Source organism: Salinimicrobium profundisediminis (genome assembly GCF_026241755.1).
Taxonomy (GTDB): Bacteria; Bacteroidota; Bacteroidia; order Flavobacteriales; family Flavobacteriaceae; genus Salinimicrobium; species Salinimicrobium profundisediminis.
This window is the reverse complement of sequence record NZ_JAPJDA010000064.1, coordinates 1-2,390: the sequence shown is the minus strand read 5'-3', so window position 1 is coordinate 2,390 and position 2,390 is coordinate 1. Positions and strand designations below refer to the sequence as shown.

Here is a 2,390-nt window from a genome sequence, read left to right as displayed (position 1 = left end):
ATACAATTCCCGACAAATTCCGTTCATTGCTGGTGTGCTTGTTCGATGATAACATTAACTTACAAAATAAAATTAATAGAAATCAAAATAAATTCACCTTTTCATATCGTAAACATACTAAGTAAGAATGAGAGTAAGGTGCAAAAATTATTGAAGACATTATTGCTTTAAAACGAAGCGGATTATCCTTCCGTAAAATTGCAAAAGAACTTAATACAACGGTTGGTAAGGTACAATATCAGTGGGTAAAGCTAATCAATCATAAAAAAGGCGAAAAGGACATAAAGATTGCAGATGATCAGCAGACTTTTGAAAGTATAGATAATAACTATTTATCCATGTCTTTGATTTCACCTCAGCAAGTGTTTTTGCATTGGAATGTGTGTGACAACACGAGAGACCTTGTAAAGCAGTATTTTCATCTAAACGACTTAAACCTTGTTATTAGGTTAAACGACGTCAACTGCATCATTTATGATGGTTCTAATGCCCATTCAACTACTGATATTGGAATCTCGGAGAAGGATTCCCATTGGATCATCTCTGAATTGGAGGCTAATCACTGTTATGTTGCTGAGATTGGCATAATGTTTTCAGATACATATTTCTTTCCTATTGTAAGGTCCAATTCTATTCATGCCCCAAGAAACAGTATGGAGCAGACTGGACACCTAGGTCATGATGTTCAGCAATTTCTGCTTAACCGTAATGAAATGCCAAAATGGGTTGAGCATGTGAGCACATATAGCTATTACGAAAAGGAAACGAAGGTGAATTAAACAATGGACAAGCAGCCAATTACGATTATACTTCAGCCTGATGTGCATTATTATCCCAAGCAGGTGGAATACTGGCCGGACCTTTATCCCTTCGTTCATAAGCTTCTGCAGTTGTTTCATCATCTGGAGAATACTAGACACTATGTAAACATCCAAATCGCCTTATCGTCTTCATATTACCAGATCTTTGAAAGTCCTGAATTTCAAAAAGAAATGGACACCTACTTAAAACAAGATCAAGAGGTACTAGAGTATTGGCATGGTTTTAATAAAAATATTAATAAGCTCATATCAGCACTGCTGCAAAGAAAGAGCATACAAGTTTTAGCCACTTCAACTGGTATCCTTCCTTATGCAACAACCTCTGTTGGAACACAGCTGCAGATTAGAAATAGTTTAACTTGTTTGCAGAAGCACTTGCAGATTAAACCAGAAGGATTCTGGTTTCCTTACGGAATGTATGCACCTGGACTAGATTTATTTTTAATGGACCAGGCATTTTCTCATACTTTTATAAGCTCTGAAACCATAAAATTTGCTGATCCCCCACCTATCCATGAGGGAAGAAGCATTGTAAAGTCACCTCATGGTTTAACGATCCTTCCTATTCATACTGATTTCTCAGAGCAATTCAGCAATCAAAGAATAGAGATGAAAGATTGGTTAGCTCAAACTTCTGCTTCTTCTGAAGAAGTAGTGATCTATTCCGATATTTCTACTCTTCTGGCACGATTGGAAGAACTTGAAAAAATGGATCTTATATTACAAGGAAGTGAAAAGGGAAACCTTTCTCAAACTGAAGAGAATGTTCACTTGTGTCAATCGTTTCTGCCTGAAGTGACTCCGCATTCTCTATTTTCGAAAGATTTGGCCTATTCGTGGACATATGTTCACAAAATGGAGCAATTGGTTGAGAGAAACTCCACATATCATAAAGATGAATCAATGATGGATGAGCTTATTGATGAATGGCTTGATGCAACTGGAAGAATCTCAACAGGTCTCACTATAGATAAGTCCTCTTACAAAAGGTTTTATCCTTTAAAAGAAGTGCATTTGGAAAGAAAGGAACAAAAGAGAAAGGTTCTTCTGCTCTCTTGGGAATATCCACCTAACCTTGTTGGCGGTTTGGCAAGACATGTTGGTGCCCTGGCAGAAAGCCTTGTAAAAATAGGTTTTGAGGTTCATGTCCTTACAGCTAATACAGGAGAACTGCCTGAAACAGAGGCAGTAAACGGAGTCTTTATTCACCGTGTAGAGCCATTAAATAGCAGAGATCCTGATTTTTTAAGATGGATTGGCGGTTTAAATCTGGCAATGGAAAGAAAAGCAAGAGAGTTACGCTTCATACATTCTTTTTCATTAATACATGCGCATGATTGGCTGGTTGGAGCTTGTGCAATGAGTCTAAAAACGCTGCTTAATATTCCCCTCGTTACGACCATTCACGCAACGGAATCAGGCAGAAATGGCGGAATTTTTACGGAGATGCAAAGCTTTATACACAAAAAGGAAAAACAATTGATTGAACACTCAGAGCACATCATTGTCTGCAGTGTATATATGAAAAATGAAGTTATTGATCTGTTTCAGCATTCAGAAAACAAAATA

At 37.2% G+C, this 2,390-nt stretch carries 2 protein-coding genes; both read left to right on the top strand.

Features of this window, described 5'->3' with window-relative positions; translation table 11 throughout:
• Positions 1-338 precede the first annotated feature (338 nt).
• Entirely contained in the window at positions 339-779 is a 441-nt protein-coding gene (locus tag OQ279_RS18385) for a DUF4912 domain-containing protein (RefSeq protein ID WP_503167768.1), read from the top strand.
• Positions 780-782: 3 nt separating this feature from the next.
• Positions 783-2,390 (top strand): glycosyltransferase (locus tag OQ279_RS18380; RefSeq protein WP_266071323.1); only part of this gene is annotated, 1,608 nt, incomplete at its 3' end.